Origin of the sequence: Mesorhizobium australicum, assembly GCF_900177325.1 — a bacterium.
In the GTDB taxonomy this organism is placed as follows: Bacteria; Pseudomonadota; Alphaproteobacteria; order Rhizobiales; family Rhizobiaceae; genus Mesorhizobium_A; species Mesorhizobium_A australicum_A.
In genome coordinates this window covers 1,362,754-1,384,765 of the sequence record NZ_FXBL01000004.1, presented here as the reverse complement: position 1 = coordinate 1,384,765, position 22,012 = coordinate 1,362,754, and the positions used below count along the sequence as shown (strand labels likewise).

Sequence of the window (22,012 nt, the reverse complement as noted above, 5' to 3'; positions counted from 1 at the left end):
GCAGCGATGAAACGCTCTCTCACCACAATCGGCCTTCTGTCGGCCACCCTGCTGGCCGCTGCGCCCGGCATGGCGAATGCGTTCCAGACCGAGCGCATGCCGGTGCAGTTCGGTCAGGCCGAGCCTGGTGGCGAGCCCGAACGCGGCCCCGAGTCGATGGGCCAGCTTGGCCTCGACATCGCTGCGAAGCTGTCGGCGGCAGAGACCTATGTCGGCATCACGACCGCCCAGGAGGATGCGTGGCGCGCCTACACCTCCGCGCTGATCGCCTTCTTCGAGCATCCAGCTCCGATCGGCGGCGAACATGGCCCCGGCCGCGATGGCCCGCCGCCAGCGCTAGGCACGGAACAGGCGAAACCCGCCGCGCCGTCCCCCGCGCCTCTCTTCGCAGAACGCGTGGCCGACAGCGCCATCGAGCAGGGCGAGAAGGCGCGCACGCTTAAGGCGGCGGCCGGCTCGCTGCGCGCGACGCTGAGCGGCGACCAGCTCGTGCGGCTCATCGAGGCCGAGATCGCCTTCGCTCCTCCGCATGGCGACCCCGAAGGCAGGCCCGGCGACTGGCGCGACCACGGCCGCCCCTACATGCCGTTCGACATGTCGCCCCCGCCGCCGACCGACGAGTGAGACTCTCCCGATCGTCCGGCCACCACCCCCATGGCGAGCGGACGTGCAGCCGCAAATGGCTGCCTTCCGGAGGCGCACCTTCGCTCCGTGCGCCTCCGGTCGACCCTATTAGAATTGCGAGGACAGGACATGAACAGGCTCGTTGCCGTTTCGATCGCGGCGCTCATGGCGTTGGCGCCGATGGCCGGCGCCGCACAGGCGCAAAGCCATCCGGCGAAAGACCAGAAGAAGATCGAACAGGCTTCGCCAAAACCCAAGGCTGGGAAGCAGCATTGGAAGAAGGGCGGGAAATACAGCGGCAAGGGATCCCGTGTCTCCAACTATCGCCAGCACGATCTCAAGGCGCCTCCCAAAGGGCACCGCTGGGTGCGCGACGGCAATGATTTCCTGCTTGTCGCCGTCGGCACAGGCGTCATCGCGTCAATCGTGAACGGCCGGTGAGCCGTCGCGGATCTTTTCCGGAGCGCAAAGGGGCGGGGTTGTCCTTGAAAGGCTCGACATGTTCGACATCCAGTTCCTGCTGACGGCAGGCGCGACGGTGATAGGCTTAGTCAACGCCATGCCGCCCAGGGATATTCTCCGCCACCTGAAGGACCTCTGCTCAAAGGTGGGCAGGCCCGGAACGCCGGCTGCAGGCCATGCCGACGACGGCCGGGCCGGCGGCAAGGGACGGCGGCTGTGAAGGCGCGCCTCGTGCTGCTGACACTGCTAGGAAATCCCGGATCCCGGCGTGCCGCGTCGCGCGGAGAGACGGACCTGTTCCGTTTCAAGACGCAGCTCCTGCTTCGGGCGGCCGCGGTCGTCTTCGCCGTGGCTCTCGCAGCCCATGGCAACAGCGTCAGGCCAATAGATGGTGTAGGATCATCGGAAGCCATCTATCAGGGAAACGAAACGGGCGCTGAAAAATGAGAAGCTCTCTTGCCGTATTCATCCTCGTCATGTTTGCCGTCGCGGGCTGCAGCGGCGAGCAAGGCGGACCGCAGATGCCGCCCGGAGCGTCAGGGCCCGTCGAAGTCGGTGTCGTCGCGCTTGCGAGCCGCTCCGTCCCGCGCAGCATCGAGCTTCCCGGCCGGGTCGTCGCCTATGCCACTGCGGAGGTCCGCCCGCAGGTCGACGGCATTGTCCGCAAGATCGTCTTCGCCGAGGCCGGCAAGGTCGAGGCTGGGGCCGCGCTCTACGAACTCGACGACCGGAAGTTCCAGGCGGCCGTCGCAGCGGCCGCGGCCGCGCTGAAGAAGTCCGAGGCCGCGACGGCCGCAGCGCAGGTGACCTTCGACAGGAACGAGAAGCTCGCCGCGACGAACGCCATCAGCGCGCAGACGCTGGACGATGCCCGCTCCACTCTGCTGCAGGCCCAGGCCGACGAAGAGGTCGCCAAGGCGGAACTGGATACTGCCCGCATCAACCTCGACGACGCGACCATCCGCGCCCCGATCGACGGCGTGATCGGCGTTTCGACCGTCAGCGTCGGCTCGCTGGTGACGGCCAACCAGACTGATGCGCTGGCGACCATCCGCCAGGTCGATCCGATCCATGTCGACCTGGTCGACTCCAGCACCAACATGCTGCGCATCCGCGACGAGGTATCGACGGGCCGGCTCGGCCGCGAGCAGGGCGTCGTCCCCGCCGTCACCCTCACGCTCGAGAACGGCCGGGAATATGCGGCCAAGGGGGAGCTCAAGCTCGCCGAGATGGTGGTCAGCCAGACCAGCGGCACCTTCTCGCTGCGCGCTACCTTCCCGAACGCCGAGCGGGTGCTGATGCCCGGCATGTTCGTGCGCGCCTCGGTCGACCTCGGCTCGATGCCGAACGCCTTCCTAGTGCCGCAGCGCGCCGTGCAGCGCAACGATTCAGGCGAGGCAACGCTGTTCGTCGCCTCCCAGGACGGCAAGGCGGAACTGAAGACGGTCACGACCAGCGGCTCGATCGGCAATGACTGGGTCGTGGTCGACGGCGTCAGCAGCGGCGACAGGCTGATCGTCGACGGCTTCCAGAAGATATCGGACGGAACGTCGATAACGCCGGTCGAGGTGACGATCGACGAAAACGGCGTCGTCAAGCAGACCATCTCGTCCGCCGCCGGCAATGACGGGGAGCCGAAGCCATGAGCCCTGCTTCGCCCCGCAACGCGATCGCGAACTTCTTCATCGCCCGTCCCGTCTTCGCGGTCGTCCTGGCAATCGCAACGCTGCTCGCCGGCGTGATGGGCATCTATTCGCTGTCGATCTCGCAATATCCGGACATTGCACCGGTCACTGTGCGCGTCAACGCGACCTACAACGGCGCCACCGCCGAGGCGGTCGAGAACTCAGTCACCAAGAAGATCGAGAGCGCGATGACCGGCCTGGACGGCCTGCTCTACATGGAATCGACGTCGAGCACCGGCTCGGCCTCGATCTCGCTGACCTTCGAGAACGGCACCGACCCCGAGCTGGCGCAGGTCGAGGTGCAGAACAAGCTCTCCCGCGTCGAATCGCAGCTTCCGGAAGCGGTGCAGGACCAGGGCGTGCGCGTCAGCCGCTCGCCGTCCGGCATCCTGATGATCGGCAACATCATCTCCCGCGACGGCCGCTACACCTCCGACGAGCTGTCCGACATCATGTCGAGCCAGATCGAGGAACGCATCGAGCGGCTCGACGGCGTGGGGTCCGTGCAGTCCTTCGGCTCCGGCTACGCCATGCGTATCTGGCTCGATCCGTCGCTGATGCAGAAGTACCAGCTGGTGCCGGGTGACGTGACGTCGGCGATCGGCACGCAGAACGTGCAGGTCGCGGCCGGTTCCGTGGGCGCAACGCCGGTCGTGCAGGGCCAGCAGCTCAAGGCGAACATCATCGCGCAGACGCAGATGTCGTCCGCCGACGAGTTCAAGCGGATCATCCTCAAGACGGCGACCGACGGTTCCGTGGTTCGGCTGGCCGATGTGGCCCGCGTCGAGATCGGCCTTGAAAGCTACGGGCAGAAGTCCAGCTTCAACGGCATGCCGGCCGCCGGCTTCGGCGTGCAGCTCGCGTCGGGCGCGAATGCCATCACGACCGCCGAGCTGGTGCATGCCGAGCTCGACAGCCTTGCCGGATCACTGCCCACTGGTGTCGAGGTCGCCTATTCCTACGAGACGACACCGTTCGTCGAACTGTCGATCGAGAAGGTGGTGGAGACGCTGATCGAGGCGATCATCCTCGTCTTCGTCGTGCTTCTGCTCTTCCTGCAGAACCTGCGCGCCACGCTCATCCCGATGATCGCGGTGCCGGTCGTGCTGCTGGGTACGTTCGGCGTGCTGGCCGCGCTCGGCTACTCGATCAACATGCTCACCATGTTCGCCATGGTGCTCGCCATCGGCCTCCTGGTCGACGATGCGATCGTCGTGGTCGAGAACGTCGAGCGCATCATGCGCGACGAGAAGCTTTCCGCGCGCGAGGCGACGGAGAAGTCGATGGGCGAGATCACCGGCGCGCTTCTCGGCATCGCGCTCGTGCTGACGGCCGTGTTCATTCCGATGGCGTTCTTCTCCGGCTCGGTCGGCGTCATCTACCGGCAGTTCTCGGTCACCATCGCCAGCGCCATGCTCTTGTCAGTGCTGGTCGCCGTCATCCTGACGCCGGCGCTCTGCGCGCTGATGCTCAAGCCGTCGCACGAGGGGTTCATCGCCCGCTGGCTCGGATGGTTCGAACGCGGGCTCGACAGGACGACCGGAGGATATGCCCGCTCCGTCCGCGCGCTTGTCGGGCGGCCCCTGCGCATGTTCATCGTCTTCGCCGCACTGATTGCAGCCGCTTACGGCCTCTTCACGCGGCTGCCGACCTCCTTCCTTCCGGAAGAGGACCAGGGCGTGCTGATGACGCAGATCACCCTTCCCGCCGGCGCCAATGCCGCCCGCACGCAGGCGGTGATCGACATCGTGGAGAACTACTTCCTCACGCGGGAGACCGACGCAGTGCAGAGCGTGTTCATGACGCTGGGGTTCGGCTTCAGCGGCAGTGGCGAGAACACGGCGATGGCCTTCGTGCGGCTGAAGGATTTCGACCTGCGCACCGAGGACCGGCTGTCGGCCTCGTCGGTGGCGCAACGCGCCTCGGGCTATTTCCGGCAGATCCGCGATGCGGAGGTTTTCGTGCTGGCGCCGCCGGCGATCCAGGGGCTCGGCCAGTCGAGCGGCTTCTCCATGTATCTGGAGGACACCGGCAATCAGGGCCGCGATGCGCTGACGGCGGCCAGCAACGCGCTGGCGGACGCCGCGAACGGCAATGCTGTGATCCAGAACCTGCGCGGCAACACGCGGACGCTGGAGGCGCAGCTCAAGATCGACATCGACCAGGAGAAGGCCGGCGCGCTGGGCATCGACCTCTCGGCCATCAACAGCCTGATCACCACCGCCTTCTCAGGCACCAACGTCAACGACTTCATCTATCGCGGCGAGATCAAGCCGGTCTACGTGCAGGCCGACGCGCCGTTCCGCATGCAGCCAGACGACATCAATCGCTGGTATGCAAAGAACGACAGCGGCGAGATGGTGCCCTTCTCGGCCTTCGCCACGACGCAATGGGTGCAGGGCTCGCCGTCGCTGGCGCGCTTCAACGGCACGGCGGCCGTGTCGATCAACGGATCGGCCGCGCCCGGCGCCAGCTCCGGCGACGCGATGGACGAAGCCGAACGTCTCGTCGCGGAGCTGCCCGGAGGATACGGCGCGTCCTGGTCAGGACTCTCCTACCAGGAGCGGCTGGCCGGCTCGCAGGCGGCGATGCTTTATGCCGTGTCGCTCCTCGTCGTGTTCTTGTGTCTCGCCGCGCTCTACGAGAGCTGGTCCGTCCCCTTCTCCGTCATCTTCGCTGTGCCGGTCGGCGTGTTCGGCGCGCTCCTGGCGGCATGGCTCTTCGACCAGTCGAACGACGTCTACTTCAAGGTGGGGCTGCTGACGACGATCGGCCTGACGGCCAAGAACGCGATCCTCATCGTCGAGTTCGCCCGCGACCTTGCAGCGCAGGGCCGCAGCGCGGTGGACGCAGTGGTCGAGGCGGCGCGGCTGCGCCTGCGCCCGATCCTGATGACCTCGCTTGCCTTCATCCTTGGCGTCCTGCCGCTGGCGCGCGCCAGCGGCGCGGGCTCCGCCGCGCAGAACGCGATCGGCATCGGCGTGATGGGCGGCATGATCGCGGCCACCGTGCTCGGCGTGTTCTTCGTGCCGCTGCTCTTCGTCAGCGTGACCAGACTGACCGAGAAATGGCGCGGGCGTGGCGGCAAGCTGCAGCAAGCCGAACAACACAAGGGATAGCCAGCGTGAGTCCGACGGGTAGAGTGAAGTGGCGGAGAACGGTATCCGCAATCCTGCTGCTGACGCCGCTGATCAGCGGCTGCGTGGTCGGCCCCGACTACCAGAAGCCGCTTCTCGCCCTGCCTTCGGCATGGAGCGGTTCGAAGAAGGCCGCGCCGGCCCGGCCGCCCGAGCTGGCCCTGTGGTGGCAGCGGCTCAACGATCCGCTCCTGAACGGGCTCGTCGAAGAAGCTGTGGCGGGCAATCTCGATGTCGCCTCGTCGAAAGCGAAGATCCGCGAGGCACGCGCCAGCTACCGGCAGAACGTCGGCACCCTGTTCCCGTCGGCGAGCGGGTCCGGCAGCGCCACCCGCAACAAGAGCGCATCCTCGTCGTCGGGCTCGAGCGAGAGCTACAGCCAGTTCCAGGCAGGCTTCGACGCAAGCTGGGAGATCGATCTCTTCGGCGCGAACCGCCGCGCGGTCGAGGCGGCCCGCTACGGCATGGACGCAGCAGAAGAAGAGCTTCGCGCCACCTTGCTCACCCTGGTCGGCGACGTCGCCTCGAACTATGTCGAGTTGCGCGGCTACCAGGCGCGTCTTGCGCTCGCCCGGCGCACCGCCGCCTCGCAGAACGAGACCGCCGCCCTCACCCGCACGAAGCTCGAGGCGGGCGCGGTTTCGGCCGTCGACGTCGCCAATGCATCGGGCCAGGCCGCCAGCACCGAGGCGACCATCCCCGAACTCGAGGCCGCCTATGCGACGACGATCCATCGGCTCTCCGTGCTGACGGGCCGCCCGCCGGCGGCGTTGACCGAACGGCTCGACAAGTATGCATCCATCCCGCGGCCCAAGCTGCCCATCCCGACCGGCGTTCCCGCGGACGTGCTGCTGGCGCGGCCCGATGTCCGGCTCGCCGAACGCCAGTACGCACAGGCGACGGCCAACATCGGCCAGGCGGAGGCCGCGCGCTATCCGAGCGTCAGCCTGACCGGCAGCATCGCGACATCGGGCCTCAAGATCGGCGATCTCGGCAAGAGCTCATCCGTCAGTTGGTCGTTCGGGCCGACCCTGACGGTCCCCATCTTCAACGCCGGACAGCTCGCGGCCGCAGTGGACATGGCTCGGGCGCAGCGCGACCAGTATTTCATCGCCTATCGCGCCTCGGTGCTGACGGCACTGGAAGACGTGGAGAACGCAATCGTCGCGCTGGCGCAGGAGCGCATCCGCAACGGCAAGCTCGCCTCATCGGCCGAGCGCTACCGCGAGGCGGCGACGCTAACACGCAGCCTCTACAAGGCCGGCTCGGCGAGCTTCCTCGACCTGCTCACCGTCGAGCGCTCGCTCTACTCGGCCGAGGACTCGTTCATCCAGAGCAAGGTGTCGATCGCCGCCGACTACATCGCGCTCAACAAGGCACTGGGCGGAGGCTGGGACGGCACTATCGACATCTCAAAGCCGGAGGTGGTGGACAGCAGGACCGGACCGCATCTCGCAGCCTCAGCGGACTGACGAGCCGACAGCCGGGCACAGGCGTCGCCTTGGGGCGAACCTCCGCTACCGCAACCCGCCGATCATTGGCGCCGTGGGTCGACCTGTGCCGCTACAATCCGCCCGTGACGCAGCCCGAGCCCAATGCGCGCGGGTTTTGGCCGGTCGTCAGCTCCAACGATTGGTGCGGCCACTTCTCTGAAACCAGGGCTGCCTGATCCGATCGGCTGCCCGCAAACGTGCAGGCTCGATTTCAAAGGCGTTGCTCAGTCGTCGTGCTGCATTACTCTGGGCGTCGATGCGGCGGTGCCGGAACGCGCCCTGATCCATCGCAGGACAGGCGAAACCAGCAGGCTGACCGCCACAATGGCGACCGCTCCGATCGCGATGCCCACGAGGCCGGCACCGGCGGCCTGGACCAGCCAGGACGAGAAAGCGCCGATGGCGGGCACGGCGTGTGCGGCCATGTCGCCGGCATCGTGCAGGAGATGGCTCAGCCAGCCGTAGCCGTATTGCTCGAACCCGTGGAGGATGATGCCGCCGCCCACCCAGATCATCGCGGCGGTGCCGACCATTCCGAGCAGCTTCAGGAAATAGGGCATGCCCTGCACCAGCCCGCGACCGATGGCGCGCGACAGCACGGCGAGGGGCGAGCGCGACGAGCCGCGTGCCAGCATCAGTCCGAAGTCGTCGGCCTTCACGATCAGCGCCACGACGCCGTAGACGCCGATGGTGATCAGGATGCCGACGACGGCCAGCACCGCCGCCTGCGTTGGCAGCCCGGCATCCGGCACCGAGCCCAGCGTGATGGTCATGATCTCGGCCGAGAGGATGAAGTCCGTCCTGATCGCTCCCGCCACCTTCTCGTCTTCGAAGGTCTTGGCGTCGAGCGAGGTTCCCTCGATCTCGGCCTCATGCGCGTGGGCGGCATGCGGGAAGAGAAGTTCGTAGATCTTCTCGGTACCCTCGTAGCAGAGATAGAGGCCGCCGAGCATGAGCAGGGGCGTGATGGCCTGCGGCACGAACAGGCTCAGTGCCAATGCGGCCGGCAGCAGGAAGAGCAGCTTGTTCCTTAGCGAGCCGAGCGCGATCTTCCAGATGATGGGCAGTTCGCGCGCGGGGGAGAAGCCGGTGACGTATCGCGGCGTCACGGCTGCGTCGTCGATAACGACGCCAGCGGCCTTCGTGCTTGCCTGTGCCGCCTGCCCAGCGACGTCGTCGAGCGAGGCCGCAGCCGCCTTGGCGAGCGCTGCGACGTCGTCGAGAAGGGCGATCAGACCGACACTCATGAAATCTCTCCGGGTTCGGCGCCATTGGCGGTCAGGGAACCCGGCTCCGATCTGGCTGTCGCAATATGGTGTCGCCGCCGGGCGGCGGCAACACCATCCTTTCGGTCGATCACTCGGCCGGAACAGGAGACAGCGTGCCCTCGTCCATCGGCCGCTCGCGGTTCTCCTTGCGGGCGGCGGCACGGGCCACCACGGTCTGCCGGTTCACCGACTTGCGCTCGGCGTCGATGCGGCGGATCAGAAGCTCCGCACGCTCGATGGAGCCGAGCAGCGCCAGGATCGTGCCCCGCTCTCCGGCGCCGGCGTTCGGACCCATGGCCAGCGTCCGGGCACGCAATTCATCCACCTCGGGGAAGCTGACATGGCCGGCCGGCATCCGCGGATCGGGAATGCCGTGATCGGGCATGATGTCGCGCAGCGACATGTCGAGCTTGTCGAGCGCCGTGTTGACGATCGCCTGTGCCGGCGACGAGAACTTCTCGCGCTTCACACGGCGAGCGACCTGATGCATCGATTCGGTGAGGGCGGCGGTGAAATCGGCTTCCTCGATGAGGCTGGCGATGAGATCTAGCTGCTCATAGGGCAGGTCTTCCTTCATCAGGTTTGCCGTGTAGTTGCGGATGTCGCGGCTGAGGATGTCGGTCGCCAGATAATGTTCGCCCGGATCGGACGGAGCCTTCTTGTCGCCTCGGGCAATGTTGAGGAACATGGCGCCTGCTTGCAGGTGACGCGCGGTCTCCTGCTGGACGGCGGGCACGGCCTTGGCGAAGTCGTCTGACAGCTTGCTGTCGAGGTATTTCGGGGTCGAGTAATCCTCGACATCCTCCTCGTCGGTCCGTCCGACGCGGGACAGGACACGCTCGAAGACACCGACAAAGGGAAAGAGCAGCGCCGTGTTGAAGATGTTGAAGACGGTCGAGTAGAGGCCGACGGCCACCGGCACCAGCGGGAAAGTCTCCTTGCCGTCGACGACCACTGCAACGCCGGGATCGCCCATGCCGAAGGCGCCCATCGCCCAGTGCAGCACCTGGATCGAGACGAAGAAGAGCGGGACGGTGATGCACACGCCGATGATGTTGAACGATATGTGGGCGTAGGCCGCCCGCTTGGCGTTCTTCGACAGATTGAGCGAAGCCATCCACGAAGTGATCGTGGTGCCGAGGTCGGCGCCGAGCGAGAAGGCGACGGCCGTCGTCCAGTCAAGCACGCCAGCTGCACCGAGGCCCATGACGATGCCGATCGTCGCCGAGGATGAGTGGATCATCGCCGTGATGGCGGCTGCGATCAGGACGCACTTGATCAGGTTGAAATACGAGTCCGCTTTGAGCGTCTGCAGAAGTTCCATCACCTCGGGCATGTTGCGCAACGGGCGCAGGCCGCCGGTCATCAGGTTGAGGCCGTAGAAGATCAGCGCAAAGCCCATGCAGGCGAGCGCGATGTTGCGGACCTTCTCGGTCTTCGCGAAGCAGTAGATCAGCGCGAAGATGCCGCCGCAGATCAGCCCGAGCGGGCCGAGCGGCAGAGCGATCAGCCCGTTGCCGAGCGTGGTGCCGATATTGGCGCCCATGATGACGCTGATGGCGGGTCTGAGCGCAACCACGCCGGCGTTGACGAGCCCGACGACCATGACCGTCATTGCGGTCGAGGACTGGATGACGCCCGTGATCAGCGTTCCGGCCAGCACGCCCTTGATCGGCGTTCCCGCCGCCCTGGCGAGGAAATTGCGCATACTGTTGACGGACAGCGCCTGAATGCCGTTGGCCATGAATTCGAGACCGAGCATGAAGATGCCCAGCCCGCCGATGACCGGCACGAGAATATCCTTGAAGATATCGATTTCCATGAGAGTGCTCGATTCTGAGAGGGCGGCCCGTAAGAGCCTGTTGGTCTGTCGAACCTAGTTGTTCAGCGCGCCGAAGCTTTCGGCCCAGTAGGCTTCGATCCGGCCGGCGAGTTCCGGCGAGACGGGGATGTAGCCGAGCGCGGATGCTTCATCCGCGCCCTGGCTGAAGGCGACCCGGAATAGGTCCAGGACACGGTTGATGCGTGTCTGGCCGCGATCCTTCGGCACGATCGCATAGGTCACGACCGCCATCGGATACGCCGCGGCTCCCGCGAGATTGGTGGTGTCGGCGTGGAAGCCGCGCGCGGCATCCCACGTCACGGTTGCAAGGCCGGCCTGGAAGGCGGCCGGCTCGGGCCGCACGAAGGCCCCGCTGGCGTTCTGCAGCGACACGAAGGGAAGGCCGGCGCGGACCACCTGGCCGTATTCGAGATAGGCGATGCCGCTCTTCGTCGCCGCGGTCAGGGCGGCCAGTCCGCCGGTGCCCTTTTCTCCGCGACCGACGGGCCATGCAATCAGAGTGTCGGCACCATGCTTCTCCCGCCATTCCTGGCTCACCTTCGACAGGAAGCTGGTGAAGGTGAAGGTCGAACCGGAACCGTCGGCGCGGTGCAGGACGGCTATCGGAGCGTCGGGCAAGGCAAGATCGGGATTAAGGCTTTTGATGGCCGGATCGGACCAGCTGGTGATCTTGCCGAGATAGATATCGGCAAGCGCCGGGCCCGAAAGGCGCAGTTGACCGGCACCGATACCGTCGATGTTGGCGACCACGACGATGCCGCCCATGACGATCGGAAACTGCGCCAGGTTGCGCTTCGCAAGGTCTTCCGGTGGCAGCGGTGCATCGGTGGCGGCGAAGTCCGTCTCCGGCTGGGCGAGGCGCATGATGCCGGCCAGCGAGCCGACGGGCTCGTAGTCGACACGCCAATCGGGAGAGGTGTAGTCGCCACCATCGGCGCGGATCGCCTCATAGTCGCGCGACCACTGGTTGATAATCGGGGCGGCGAAGGTAGAGCCGGCACCCTGGATCGGGTCGGCCTGGGCGGACGACGGCAGGGCAAGAACGGCGAGTGCCGCGACGGTGGCAAGAACACCCTGAACTCCGGACAGCCCTCGGGCCTGGGAGAGGAAAACACCGATCATGGCACGCCTTTCTTGGCTGCGCGCCAGCCTGAAAGCTTGAAACGCACAGTCACGTCAGATCCGAAAAAGTAAATCCGGCACGGTCCCCAACACCGGAGCGCGATCGCGCTTCAGGACCTAGCGAAGACGTGGATTCGGTAGCGCCAATAGTTGACGTTTGAATGACAGTATTTTCTCGCCGAGCGTCACGCGGCAGGTCAGGACGTAATTTGCTGTCTCGCGGCGAGTTCCCGCAACCGGCCGGCCAGCTGTCATCTTCATGAAATGTCGGTGTGTCCCAAAGTAGCGGGACGGCAGCATCCGAAGCTGCCAGCGTGACGTGGGATGACAGGAGCATAAAGTGATCGAACGCGACGGAAATTCCAAACTGCACGGCAGGGTCGCGATCGTGACCGGCTCCACGAGCGGAATTGGCCTCGGCATCGTCCGCGCGTTTGCGGCACAGGGCGCCGACATCGTCATCAATGGCCTCGGCGACGCCGCCGCGATCGAGGCGGAGCGCGCAGGCATCGAGTCCGAGTTCGGCGTGCGCTGCCTCTATTCCCCGGCCAACATGCTCTCCGGGCAGGAGATCGCCGGCATGGTCAGGCTCGCCGCGGACAGCCTCGGCGGCTGCGACATTCTCGTCAACAACGCCGGCATCCAGCATGTCGCGCCGATCGATGAATTTCCCGATGAGAAGTGGGAGGCGATCGTCCAGATCAACCTTGTCGCGGCCTTCCATTCGATCAAGGCCGCCTTGCCGATGATGAAGGCGCGCGGCTGGGGCCGTATTATCAACATCGCCTCGGCCCACGCGCTGGTCGCCTCGCCCTACAAGTCGGCCTATGTCGCCGCCAAGCACGGGATCGCCGGACTGACCAAGACGGTGGCGCTGGAGGCGGCGACCGCCGGCATCACCGTCAATGCGATCTGCCCCGGCTATGTGTGGACGCCGCTGGTCGAGAAGCAGATCCCGGACACGATGGCCGCGCGCGGGCTGACCAAAGAGCAGGTCATCAACGACGTGCTGCTTGAGGCCCAGCCGACGAAGGAATTCGTCACCGTTGAGCAGGTCGCCGGGCTCGCGCTCTTCCTGTGCAGCGACAGTGCCGCCTCGATGACCGGCGCAATCCTTCCGATCGACGGCGGCTGGACGGCGCACTAGCGCCGCCCCTCCCACTCCAGGATCACGACAGATGAAAGCCGAAGACGTTCGCCGCGCCTATGCGATGCCCCTGACTAACCCGGCCTATCCGTCGGGGCCGTACCGCTTCATTGACCGCGAATATGTCATCATCAGCTACCGCACCAATCGGGATGCGCTGAGGGCCGTCGTTCCCGAGCCGCTGGAGGTCGTCGAGCCGATCGTCAAATACGAGTTCATCAGGATGCCGGACTCGACCGGCTTCGGGGACTATACCGAGTCCGGCCAGGTCGTTCCCGTCCGCTTCGAGGGCAAGGACGGCGTCTATGTGCATTCCATGTATCTCGACGACGACGCGCCGATCGCCGGAGGGCGGGAGATCTGGGGCTTCCCGAAGAAGCTCGCCTATCCGAAGCTCGCCCATGAAGGCGAGGTGATCGTCGGAACGCTGCATTACGGCACGGTGCTCTGCGCGACGGCGACGATGGGCTACAAGCATCGCGCGCTCGATCTCGCGGAAGTCGGCCGCTCGCTCGCCGCGCCTAACTACCTCGTCAAGATCATCCCGCATGTGGATGCCACGCCGCGCATCTGCGAGTTGGTGCGGTACCATCTCGAGGAGATCACCGTGAAGGAGGCCTGGACGGCGCCGGCCGACCTGCAGCTCTTCCGCCACGTCATCGCAGATGTCGCCCGGCTGCCGGTGCTCGAAATCGTCTCCGCCGTCCACTTCGTTGCCGACTTGACGCTCGGCCTGGGCGAGGTCGTGCACGACTACATGCAGGAAAGCTGAGCGAGGACAGACATGCTGGACAAGACCCAAAAGCGCCGCAGCGAGACGCCCGACATCGAGGGCATGTTGTCCGAATATCAGTCGGTCGCACTGGTGCTCCAGGGCGGCGGCGCGCTCGGCGCCTACCAAGCCGGCGTCTTCCAGGCACTGGTCGAGGCCGGCATCGAGGCAAACTGGCTCTCCGGCGTGTCGATCGGCGCCATCAATGCCTCCATCATCGCCGGCAACAGGCCCGGCGACCAGCTCGACCGCCTGCGCGATTTCTGGGAGACGGTGTCGAGCCGCAAGGTCTGGCACTTCACGCCCGAGGGCGACTACTTCCGTAGGCTGCGCAACCAGACGAGCGCCATGATGACGATGATGTCGGGTCTGCCCGGCTTCTTCAAGCCGCGCGACCTCAATCCGTGGATGCAGTTGCCCGGCGCATCCGGCTCGACCAGCTTCTACGACACGGGCGAACTGGAGCGCACGCTCAACCGCCTGATCGACTGGGAGGTGCTGAACGAGCGCCGACGCCGGCTGAGCGTCGGCGCGGTCAATGTCCGGACCGGCAACTTCCGCTACTTCGACAGCGAGATCGAGGTGATTGGCCCGCAACACATCATGGCGTCGGGCGCACTGCCGCCGGCGTTTCCGCCGATCCACATCGAGAACGAATATTACTGGGACGGCGGCATCGTCTCCAACACGCCGCTGCAATATCTGCTCGAGCAAGAGGACGTGCACGACACGCTCGTCTTCCAGGTAGACCTGTTCAGCGCCCGCGGCATCCTTCCGCGCGACATGGGCGATGTGCTCGCGCGCCACAAGGACATCATGTATTCGAGCCGCACCCGCAACAACACCGACACGTTCCGACGCCTGCACAATCTGCGCCTCAAGCTGCACCAGGCGCTGCTGCGCGTGCCAGCGGACGCGCTGACGGACGACGATCGCGAATTCCTCGCCTCTATGGAAGACGTGCCGCAGGTCAACATCGTCCACCTCATCTACCAGCAGAAGGTTTATGAGAGCGACGCCAAGGACTACGAGTTCTCCGGCACGTCGATGCGGGAACACTGGGATGCGGGCTACCAGGACACTCGCAAGACGCTGAAGCACCGCAAGTGGCTGGTGAAGCCGCCTGAATCGATCGGCATGACCGTCCACGACGTGCATCGCGACGATCCGAGCTGACCCATTTTGGCGGGCGGGCAGCTTTTCCGAAAAGAATTTCGTACAGTCATCCCGACGTCACAGCAGCTTTACAGCACTTCGTTTTTCTATGCAGGCCAGATGGCCTCAATGGAGAAAAGACATGACGACCGATCGCGACATTGAAAAGAATTACTCCCTTCAGGACTTCATCGTCGAGCTTCGCCGGCTTGCCGATACTCTGGAAGCCGGCGAAGATTATGAGATCGAAATAGAAGACGAGACCGTCCTCATCCCCGGCCATGCTGTTTTCTCGATCGAGCACGAACGCGAGGACGGGCAGCAGGAAATCGAGTTCCAGATCTCCTGGAAGGATGAGGCTGACGAAGACGAAGAAGACGAAGAGCAGGACGAGCAGGAAGACGACGAGGAAGAAGAGGATGAGGAGGAAGAGGTTCAGGCCTGAGCCGATCGGCTTAGCGGACGCGACCGGGCGGTTCTCAAGTGTTGGCCCGCCCGGGGCGCACCGGTCTCAGAACTCGTCGATGCGATAGCGCCAGGGGATGTTGTCTCCTGGCGGTTTCACGTCGGGAACTCGTGCATGTGAACGACGAGGCCATCGCCATCGGCCAGCACCAGCGCATAGGCGGGGGCCTCGAAGCTGACGGCATGCGGACCGTCCAGCTCAAGTGCGGATTGATGGTTCGTGCCCCGCACAGTGGTGAAAGGAATACCTCGCCAGACGCCGCCGGCGAAACGATGCACATGCCCGGCGAAGATATGGCGGACGTTGCCATGGCGCCGCAGGACGTCGAGCAGCGGATCCGCGTCGAGCAGACGCGAGCCGTCCAGCGAAGGCACGCCGATGGGGAATGGCGGATGATGCAGGAAGAGGAGCGTGTCGCGCCCTCCTTCCAGCGCGTCGTCCAGCCATGTCAGCCGCGTCTCGCAGAGTCGGCCCTCGACCTGGCCGGGCTGCAACGTGTCGAGCAGCACGGCCCTGAACTGCGGCAGGTCGACGTAGCACTGAGCGAAGCCATCCTGCATCGCAGCTTGCGGAAAGGCGTTCGCAAAGGCGGCCCGGTCGTCGTGGTTGCCCAGCATGAGGCGATAGGGCGCGGCGAGATCCGCCAGCCGTTCGGCGAGCGCGGCGTAGGCGGACGCCTCGCCATCGTTCGTCAGGTCGCCGGAAAAGACGACCAGATCGGCGTCCGTGTGGTGACGGTTGAGGTCGGCGATGCAATCCTCGAGGTGCTTGAGCGGATCGAGGCCGAACAGGCTTTCGCCGGGCGCGACGAGATGCAGGTCCGATACGAGGACGATCTTCATGCGGCGCGCTCCGCGGACGTGGCGGCGATGAGGTCGAGAAGGTCTTCGCTCAGCTGCGGCGGACAGCCGAGCACCGGCCCGCCGCGCATCAGGTCGCCATCGGCGGCGAAATCGGCCGTCCAGCCACCCGCTTCGCGGATCAGGCAGAGCCCGGCGAGGCAGTCCCAGGCATGGATATGCGGCTCGTAATAGCCTGCGAGCCGGCCGCAGGCGACATGGGCAAGGCTGAGCGCGCCGGAGCCGCTGCGCACGAACATCCCGCCCCGATCGAGCAGGCGCTCGATGAAGCCCGAGACGGCGCGCGGGGGAACGCGGAAACTGGCCCCGACCCCGATCAGGCCGTGCTGCATGTCGGTCCTCGAGTCGACCGCGATCGGCCGACCGTTCAGGAACGCTCCGCCTCCGGATACGGCCGTGAAGAGTTCGTCGGCGCTCGGATCGAGGATCAGCCCGGCGACCGTTTCCCCGCCCTTCAGCAGCGCGATGGAAATGCACCAGCTGCGGCTGCCATGGACGAAGCAGCTCGTGCCGTCGATGGGGTCGAGGACCCAGGTGTAACCGGAAGATCTGGCGGAGAGCCCGTATTCCTCGCCGAGAAAGCCGTCGTCGGGAAATGTCTCGGCGATTCGGTCGCGCACCAGCATCTCGACCTCGCGGTCCGCGGCGCTGACGATGTCCTGCCCGTTCTGCTTGATCTCGACCGGCAGGCTCGCCAGGGCGCCGAAGTGCGACAGCGCGAGCTTGCCCGCCTCGTATAGGACGGCCTGCGCGCGCAGGAGGCGGGTATCGATGCCGGAGGCTTGAGCGGTCAAGACGACTGTTCCAATTGCGGCGACGGGCGAGATGCCCGGCCTGTAAGGGTGGTGCCCCGGACGATCAGCGGCGCGCCCAGGAACGCGGTCGACGGCGGCGCGTCCGGATAGGCGAGCCGCCGGTCGAGATGCGCGACGGCGCTGGCCGCGATTTCGTCGGGATCCTGTCGAAAGGTCGTGAGATCGTAGGCGCCCCACGACGCCTCGGGAATGTCGTCGAAGCCGATCACTGCCACGTCGTCCGGCACGCGAAGGCCGAACCGGCCGCGCACCGTGTCGAGCAGGCCGAGCGCGATCAGGTCGTTGACGCAGAAGACCGCCTGCGGCCTGTCCGGACGATCGAAAAGGATGCGCGCCGCCTCACCGCCGCCGGCATAGTCGGAATCCCCGCCACGGGCGACGACGACCCTGGCGCCCAGCCTTCGCGCCTCGTCGACGAAGACCCGCTCGCGTTCGGCGATGGTGGGCGTGCCGGACGCGGAGCCCGCAAGTCCGAGCCGGCGCAGGCCCTGGCCGACGAAAAGCGCCGCCGCCTGACGCGCCGTGCCCGCATTGTCGATCGCGACGTGATCGCAGTCCGGCTCGGAACGGCCGATCACGACGAGCGGCTGTCCGTTCTGGCGCGCAAGCTCGACGAATGAAGACGGCGGCGAGCCGGAGAGGATGATGGTCGCCTCGGCGCGATAACCGAACAGGGCGGTCTGGGCCGCCTGCACTTCCTGCTCGGAACTGCCGGTGTTGATCAGGAACGGTATGTTGCCACGCCGGATCAGGATACGCGTGAGGGCTGCGACCAGATGGGCCCGGAAGCCGACTTCAGGCTTGGTTACGACAAGCCCCACCAGCCGGCTGCGGTTGGCAAGCAATCCTCGGGCGAGGTCGTTGACCTGGTAGCCGAGCTCGCCGGCCGCGCGCATCACCTTCTCGCGCGTCTCCTCGGCGATGCTGGCGCCCGGCGTGAAGGCGCGCGACACGGCGGAACGCGACACGCCCGCCCTTTCGGCCACCTGCTGCGCGCTGACGAAACCACGTGCCGGCGCGGAGGATATTTCTGCGGATGACGACATCAGTGGCCGACCTTCGAAAGCACGTCGGATTTCAGGAAGCGCTCGACGACGAGCATGAAGCCGATCGACGGGATGAGGAGCAGGAGCGCGGTGATCGACGCCACCTGATAGTTGCCTCCCGCACCCGCCGTATAGAGCAGGAGGGGCAGCATGTTCACGTCGGGCGCGCCGACGAAATAGCTGCCTGTGAACTCGTCGAGCGATTCCAGGAAGACGAAGATGGCGCTGGCAAGCAGGCCGGGAGCGGCGAGCGGCAGCGTGATGTCGCGAAAGGCGCGCATCGCGCCGGCGCCGACGGACCGCGCGGCCTGTTCGAGCTCCGTGTCTACCGCCGAGAAGGCGGCGGTCGCGATCCAGACCGCATAGACGAGCCCGTGCGTGACATGGACCAGGACCACGCCTGCGATCGTGCCGTTGAGACCGATCTGGTAGAACAGCCGCGCGATGTTGACGTAGACGGGCAGGTTCGGGAATGCCTGCGGGATCAGAAAGGCCAGCAGGATCAGCCCTCGAACCGGCAGTTTCAGCCGGGCCAGCGCATAGCCCGAGGGAACGGCGAGCGCCAACGACACGATAACGGTCATGGACGCGACGAAGACGCTGTTGCCGAGCGATTCCATCGCATTGCCGCGTGACGAGAACACCCTGCCCCAGTAGTCCAGACCGTATTCCAGCGGCAGCGCATGCGGGAAATACCACTTCTCGGCGACCGTCCACAGGACGAGGTTCGTCAGCGGGCCGAAGATGACGAAGGCGAGCAGCCCCAGCGCGATCGCCCGCGGCACCCACCACAGGTCGAAGGACGATTGCCGCATGCCGGCAGAGGTTTCAGCCGCCGCGCTCATGAACGCTCCCTCATGCTCTGGCGCAGATAGAACCAGGCGACGCAGGCCGTCACGAACAGCGAGATGAGCCCCAGCGCATTGGCGACGCCATAGTCGCCATAGGCGTTGATGCGGAAGGCGATGTCGGCCGTGATCATCGTCGGCGACTGCGCGTTGATCATCAGCGGGACGGACAGCACCGACATCATGGTGACGAAGGACAGGACCAGCCCGACCATCACGGTCGTTGCCACCTGCGGCACCAGGATCTCGATCAGAATGCGCAGCCGCGAAGCGCCGAGGTTGCGCGCCGCCTCGATCGTGCCGCGGTCGACGGAAGCCATCGCGCCGGCCACCAGCAGCGTGACGAAGGGCGTCTGCTTCCAGACAAAGGCGATGACGATGCCGCGCCAGTCGAGCAGGCTCACGGCCTGCAGCGGCGTGATGATGCCGACGCCAATCAGCACGTTGTTCATCAGGCCGTTCTTGGCGAGGAAGGTACGCAGCACCTGGCCGACCACGACGAAGGGAATGAACATCGGCCAGCGGTAGAGCCAGCGCAGGATCGCCACCGCCCGCGGGTTCTCGCCGAGCGTCAGGTAGCCGCCGATGGCGACGGAGAAGAGGCCGATCAGGACCGTCGACAGGCTGACGATCAGCACGGTGAAGACGACGTCGGAGGTGTAGAGTTCGAAGGCCTTGGTGAAATTGCCAAGCCCGTAGCCGGCCTCCAGCTCGAACGCGCCGATCACCGAGGCAGCCAGCGGCACCACGAAGAGAAGCACGATCACGGCGAGGGCTGGCAGGACGAGCAGGAGTCCGAGCAGGCGCGGCGGCATGGGCGTTCCATGGGATACGCCGCCCGGTCCAACCGGGCGGCGCCATTGCGGATGCAGGCTCAGTTGGTGGCCTGGCGTTCGTAGGCTTCCAGGATCGCGCTGTTGTAGGGCGCGATCGGGAACGGCTTCCCGTGAGCGGCGAGGTCCTCCGGCTTGACGTCGGTGAACAGCTTGTTCCAGGTCGCCTCGTCCAGCTCGGGCTGGACGTATTGCGCGTCGATGCCCGGATACCAGTTGAAGCGCTTGACGATGCCTTCGGCCTGTACCTTCGGGCTGGTCGCCAGCTCGACGAACTTCTCGGCCAGTTCCTTGTTCGGCGCCTTGGCCGGGATAACGTAGTGCATGGGCTGGCCGGGCATGCCGGGAGCCGGCAGAACCAGCTTGAACTCCGGCGGCAGCTGGCCGTTGGCCTGCCACGAGTAGAACATGTCGACCTACACCGGTCCCATCGCGATCTCGCCGCGCGACAGGAGGTCGAGCGTGCCGGCGTTGCCGGGCGTCAGCGTGGCGTTGGTGGTGAAGTCCTTCAGGCTGGCGAAGGCCGCGTCCCACTTCTTCGTCTCGGCTTCCTCGAACGGGCCGTTCATCAGCTTCGAGGCATCGCCGTCGCCGAAGGCGTAGATCCAGCCCATGACGAAGCTGACGCCCGATGCGCCACCCTTGATGCCGTTGTAGCCGAACTGCTTTGGATTGGCCTTCGCCCATTCGGCGATCTCGGCGTAGCTCTTCGGCGGGTTCGGGACGAGCGCCGGATTGTAGGCGATCGCGGTCTGGCTGTTGAACATGGGCATCACATAGCCCTTCACGGGCGCGCCGAGGGCCATGTCGGCGTTGGCACGGGTCACCAGCTTGCCGGTGGAGATGCGGTCGCGATAAGCCTCGAGATACTCGCCCTTGATCATCGGGCCGATGAACTTCTCGTGGGCGATGGCGACATCGACGTCCCAGGTCTGGGCGCCGGCCTGCTTCTGCGCCTCGAAGCGTTCGACGATCTTCTGCGAGCCGGCGTCGCCGGGGCCGGTGCCGACGACGCGCACCGTGTTGCCAGGGTTCTGCTGTTCGAAGAGCGGGCCGAGATATTCGTTGATGTAGTCGACCATGTTCTGGTCGCCGGCGGTGATGACGGTGAGCTCGGCTGCCGAGGCCGGGGAGGCCGCGATACCGAGAACCAGCGTTGCCTGAAGGAATGTCTTCATGGGGAGAAGTCTCCGTTTGATCATGTCTCTGCTGCTTCCAGCACCCGGTCTTTCCGGCCGTGGTGCAGGGAACTGGTGTGCGAGGCGCCCGCGACGCCCTTCGCGTTGAAGAGGAAGAGCTTGTCGGCCGGGATGCGCACCCGCACCGCGCTGCCACGCTCGAACGGCGTTCGGGAATCGACGAGCAGATCGTCCTGTCCGACCCGGACCGAGTGGCGCCAGGTGCCGCCCGGATAGCTCACCGCCTCGACATGGCCGAAGAGATGCAGACAGCCTTCGCTGTTCCGGGAGACGGGGCTGTCGGGCAGGAGCTCGGCCGCCTCCGCGCGGAAGCGGGCCTCGAACGTGCCGCCGCTCAGCGCTGGGCCGTGCACCTGCAGAGCGGCGGGATCGTTGTCCGGCCCGGCATCGATCGAGGCGACCCCGCCGGCGACGCGGCCGGAGAGATTAAGCATGTTCTCCGCGCCCATGAAGGCGGCGACGAAGGACGAGGCAGGCCTGTTGTAGATGTCCTCCGGCCGTCCCTGCTGGGCGATCCGGCCCGCATCCATGATGACGATCCGGTCGGCCATCACCATCGCCTCCTCGCGGTCGTGCGTCACGTGGACGGCGGTGATGCCCAGCCGCTTCTGCAGCGCGCTGATGTCGTGCCGCACCTTGAACCGGATGCGCGCATCGAGATTGGACAGCGGCTCGTCGAGCAGCAGGATCTGCGGATCGATGGCGAGCGCCCTGCCCAGCGCCACGCGCTGGCGCTGGCCGCCGGACAGGGCCGCCGGCTTGCGCTGGCCGAGCCCCGACAGGCCGAGCAGGCCTTCGAGCTCGCCGACCCTGCGGGCGATCGCCTCTCGCGGCATTCCCTTCAGTTTCAAGCCGTAGCCGATGTTCTGCGCGACCGTCATGTGCGGCCATAGCGCGTAGGACTGGAAGACGAGCGCCATGCCGCGTCTGTCGGGCGGCAGGCGGGTGACGTCGCGGCCCGCGACGGAGACGGCGCCTGAGGACGGCTGGACGAAGCCCGCGATGGCACGCAGCAATGTCGTCTTGCCGCAGCCGGACGAGCCGAGAAGGGCGACGAACTCGCCCTTGCGGATGGAGAGACTCACGTTCTCCAGCACCCGCGTCGTGCCGTATCCGGCCGACAGATCGGCAATCCGCAGATAAGATTCGTCCTTCATCCCAATCCTTTGCACAGCTGTGCAACAACGGTGCCACTAATGTCCGCGGGATCAGGGATAAGGGGCTTTCATAACGGGCA

Annotated in this window: 21 protein-coding genes; 10 read left to right on the top strand and 11 right to left on the bottom strand. The window is 65.9% G+C overall.

Going from position 1 to position 22,012, the window contains the following annotated elements; translation table 11 throughout:
* Positions 1-6 precede the first annotated feature (6 nt).
* The 6 genes from B9Z03_RS09120 to B9Z03_RS09090 all read left to right on the top strand — a co-directional run bounded on the left by B9Z03_RS09120 (position 7) and on the right by B9Z03_RS09090 (position 7,380).
* The gene (locus B9Z03_RS09120; protein WP_176247476.1) at positions 7-624 is read left to right on the top strand and encodes a hypothetical protein; all 618 of its coding nucleotides are present in this window, start codon (positions 7-9) and stop codon (positions 622-624) included.
* Between the two features lie 129 nt (positions 625-753).
* Complete coding sequence (locus B9Z03_RS09115) at positions 754-1,065, top strand: RcnB family protein (protein ID WP_176247475.1); 312 nt, start codon at positions 754-756, stop codon at positions 1,063-1,065.
* 58 nt (positions 1,066-1,123) lie between these two features.
* The gene (locus tag B9Z03_RS09110; protein WP_085463921.1) at positions 1,124-1,306 is read left to right on the top strand and encodes a hypothetical protein; all 183 of its coding nucleotides are present in this window, start codon (positions 1,124-1,126) and stop codon (positions 1,304-1,306) included.
* Positions 1,307-1,529: 223 nt separating this feature from the next.
* Positions 1,530-2,732, top strand: coding sequence for an efflux RND transporter periplasmic adaptor subunit (locus tag B9Z03_RS09100; protein WP_085463919.1), 1,203 nt, complete (start codon positions 1,530-1,532; stop codon positions 2,730-2,732).
* Between the two features lie 23 nt (positions 2,733-2,755).
* On the top strand, positions 2,756-5,890 hold the full coding sequence (locus B9Z03_RS09095) for an efflux RND transporter permease subunit (RefSeq protein ID WP_085467565.1): 3,135 nt from the start codon (positions 2,756-2,758) through the stop codon (positions 5,888-5,890).
* Positions 5,839-7,380, top strand: coding sequence for an efflux transporter outer membrane subunit (locus B9Z03_RS09090; RefSeq protein WP_085463918.1), 1,542 nt, complete (start codon positions 5,839-5,841; stop codon positions 7,378-7,380). Before B9Z03_RS09095 ends, B9Z03_RS09090 begins: the two co-directional genes overlap by 52 nt.
* A gap of 245 nt (positions 7,381-7,625) precedes the next feature.
* Here the strand turns inward: B9Z03_RS09090 and B9Z03_RS09085 are convergent, their stop codons facing one another.
* The 3 genes from B9Z03_RS09085 to pstS all read right to left on the bottom strand — a co-directional run bounded on the left by B9Z03_RS09085 (position 7,626) and on the right by pstS (position 11,634).
* Positions 7,626-8,648, bottom strand: a complete 1,023-nt coding sequence (locus B9Z03_RS09085; RefSeq protein WP_085463917.1) for a DUF808 domain-containing protein — start codon at positions 8,646-8,648, stop codon at positions 7,626-7,628.
* 109 nt (positions 8,649-8,757) lie between these two features.
* Entirely contained in the window at positions 8,758-10,491 is a 1,734-nt protein-coding gene (locus B9Z03_RS09080) for a Na/Pi cotransporter family protein (RefSeq protein WP_085463916.1), read from the bottom strand.
* Positions 10,492-10,545: 54 nt separating this feature from the next.
* Complete coding sequence (gene pstS / locus B9Z03_RS09075; protein ID WP_085463915.1) at positions 10,546-11,634, bottom strand: phosphate ABC transporter substrate-binding protein PstS; 1,089 nt, start codon at positions 11,632-11,634, stop codon at positions 10,546-10,548.
* A 340-nt stretch (positions 11,635-11,974) separates the two neighbouring features.
* On the opposite strand from pstS, the gene B9Z03_RS09070 reads away from it, so the two are divergent.
* The 4 genes from B9Z03_RS09070 (at position 11,975) to B9Z03_RS09055 (ending at position 15,153) form a co-directional block, all read left to right on the top strand.
* Positions 11,975-12,781, top strand: a complete 807-nt coding sequence (locus B9Z03_RS09070) for a 3-hydroxybutyrate dehydrogenase (protein ID WP_280174841.1) — start codon at positions 11,975-11,977, stop codon at positions 12,779-12,781.
* Positions 12,782-12,812: 31 nt separating this feature from the next.
* Entirely contained in the window at positions 12,813-13,553 is a 741-nt protein-coding gene (locus B9Z03_RS09065; protein WP_085463914.1) for an acetoacetate decarboxylase, read from the top strand.
* Between the two features lie 12 nt (positions 13,554-13,565).
* A complete protein-coding gene (locus tag B9Z03_RS09060) occupies positions 13,566-14,729 on the top strand; it encodes a patatin-like phospholipase family protein (protein WP_085463913.1) in 1,164 nt (387 codons plus the stop codon).
* A gap of 121 nt (positions 14,730-14,850) precedes the next feature.
* Positions 14,851-15,153: an amphi-Trp domain-containing protein gene (locus B9Z03_RS09055; protein ID WP_085463912.1), complete on the top strand. Its 303-nt coding sequence runs from the start codon at positions 14,851-14,853 to the stop codon at positions 15,151-15,153.
* Positions 15,154-15,269: 116 nt separating this feature from the next.
* Here B9Z03_RS09055 and B9Z03_RS09050 read toward each other — a convergent pair whose 3' ends face one another.
* From B9Z03_RS09050 to B9Z03_RS09020, 8 genes are read right to left on the bottom strand one after another with little or no spacing between them, the layout of a single operon-like run.
* Entirely contained in the window at positions 15,270-16,016 is a 747-nt protein-coding gene (locus B9Z03_RS09050; RefSeq protein WP_085463911.1) for a phosphodiesterase, read from the bottom strand.
* Complete coding sequence (locus B9Z03_RS09045) at positions 16,013-16,828, bottom strand: inositol monophosphatase family protein (RefSeq protein ID WP_085463910.1); 816 nt, start codon at positions 16,826-16,828, stop codon at positions 16,013-16,015. The genes B9Z03_RS09050 and B9Z03_RS09045 overlap by 4 nt, the downstream gene beginning before the upstream one ends.
* Entirely contained in the window at positions 16,825-17,895 is a 1,071-nt protein-coding gene (locus B9Z03_RS09040; RefSeq protein ID WP_085463909.1) for a LacI family DNA-binding transcriptional regulator, read from the bottom strand. Before B9Z03_RS09040 ends, B9Z03_RS09045 begins: the two co-directional genes overlap by 4 nt.
* Positions 17,895-18,740 (bottom strand): ABC transporter permease, encoded by an 846-nt coding sequence (locus B9Z03_RS09035; RefSeq protein WP_085463908.1) that lies wholly within the window; start codon positions 18,738-18,740, stop codon positions 17,895-17,897. The genes B9Z03_RS09040 and B9Z03_RS09035 overlap by 1 nt, the downstream gene beginning before the upstream one ends.
* Complete coding sequence (locus tag B9Z03_RS09030) at positions 18,737-19,558, bottom strand: ABC transporter permease (RefSeq protein WP_085463907.1); 822 nt, start codon at positions 19,556-19,558, stop codon at positions 18,737-18,739. Before B9Z03_RS09030 ends, B9Z03_RS09035 begins: the two co-directional genes overlap by 4 nt.
* Before the next feature lie 59 nt (positions 19,559-19,617).
* Positions 19,618-19,986: an extracellular solute-binding protein gene (locus B9Z03_RS30480; protein WP_244561699.1), complete on the bottom strand. Its 369-nt coding sequence runs from the start codon at positions 19,984-19,986 to the stop codon at positions 19,618-19,620.
* A 6-nt stretch (positions 19,987-19,992) separates the two neighbouring features.
* Positions 19,993-20,754, bottom strand: coding sequence for an extracellular solute-binding protein (locus tag B9Z03_RS09025; protein WP_244561698.1), 762 nt, complete (start codon positions 20,752-20,754; stop codon positions 19,993-19,995).
* A gap of 20 nt (positions 20,755-20,774) precedes the next feature.
* Positions 20,775-21,932: an ABC transporter ATP-binding protein gene (locus tag B9Z03_RS09020; RefSeq protein WP_085463906.1), complete on the bottom strand. Its 1,158-nt coding sequence runs from the start codon at positions 21,930-21,932 to the stop codon at positions 20,775-20,777.
* Between the last annotated feature and the right edge of the window lie 80 nt (positions 21,933-22,012).